The 1,500-nt window shown below is 50.3% G+C and carries 1 pseudogene; it reads left to right on the top strand.

The annotated features are described in order from the left end of the window. Positions 1-1,500, top strand: a pseudogene (locus AC1DLB_RS29710) (hypothetical protein); the annotation flags it as partial.

Raw genomic sequence — 1,500 nt, 5'->3', positions numbered from 1 at the left:
CGAAGTGCGAGTTTGATTAAAGAGTTGTATGCCGAAGATTTTGATGTCTTCGAATATGATAGGCAAGTACCAGAACGTACAGAAGCGTTTTCGGTAGAGCAGTTGGATCTTGCGTTTGACGCGGCCAGGCTGATTCGGGAAAGTCGTCAACAAATAGGTGCGCGCTCCCTTCAAATTCAGGACTTGACCCAACAGATCGAGGATTTGAATCAGCGAATTGCCTCATTGAACCCGACTCTGTTCGAGCGTGAATCGCAGTTAAAAGAGCTCATGGGTTCTTTGGTTAAACGTGACCGGCATATCGCCAGTCTTGAGCAATCTGTGGGTGTGCTCAATAGGCAGTTAGTCGATCTCAAAGCCGTTTTGGTTGATTACGAAAAAGAGAATGTCAGTCTGAAGGCTGATCTGCTCAAGACGCAGCAGGAACTCCAGGCATTACTCTCTTCGCATTCCTGGCGTTTAATGTCGTCTGTGCGCATGGTTTCAGGGTTTGTGCGAGAGTCCGTCCATAACGTCAGAACGCTGACATGGAGTAAAGTTGTCGACTCGTTAAGGCGTCGTCGAGAGCTTTATAACGAAAATACTCTTCGTGAGATTCAGGAAAGCGGGTTGTTTGATCCGGATTATTACCTGGCCAATAATGCAGAAGTGCGTGCAAAAGGCACTGATCCACTCAAGCACTACATGCTCAAGGGCTGGATAGAAAATCGCAATCCTTGCGCCGCTTTCAGTCCTTCGGATTATCTGTTGGCCAACCCTGATGTTGCCGAGGCTCAGGTTCATCCGCTGCTTCACTACATTCAATGCGGACAGCTCGAAGGTCGCCCAATCAGATTGCCAGTTCGCATTTGCGAAATGACGGCGGTCAAGCGTCGACCCGTCGGGCGCAATGCGGTTTTCAATCCGTATGGTGAATATACACCGATACCGGTTCTCAAGGCTGTGCTCGAGGCACAGATCGAAGCCGTCAAAAAGTCAGGATTGTTCGACGAGAAGTACTACCTTGCGATGTACAGCGATGTGCCAGAGGTCTCGGTCGATCCGCTCAGGCACTACTGTGAACAGGGCTGGCGCGAAGGTAAAAATCCTTCCATGGACTTTGATACGCGCGCCTATCTCGCACTTTACAAAGACATTCAACACATTGGTCTCAACCCGCTTTGGCATTACATTGTCACTGGCGCGGCGGAGCATAGAATAGCGGTACCGGATGCACTCATTAATCACGAAAACGACATCCGTTTTGGTGAGGTTAACAGCGACATCAAGTTGCTCGCGTTCTATGTATCGCCTGACTGGGAGGCGTTGCGTAGTGCCAGATTCGCTGCCAAAGGCAATTCGCAGCGACCACGTCCTGACAAGATGCTTGGGTTGTATGATCCGTTGGATGGGCGTGTGCTCACCCAGCAGGTACTCAGTGCCAAGAGCCATGGCTTTTTTGGCTTTTGCTTTAAACTGAGCGCGGATTCGGTTGTGCAAGCGTCGCCACAGCCTCTGGAC

It is taken from the genome of Pseudomonas sp. 05N434, assembly GCF_056396965.1.
Note: the sequence above shows the minus strand (reverse complement) of the source record. Positions and strands in the feature narration are given on the sequence as shown.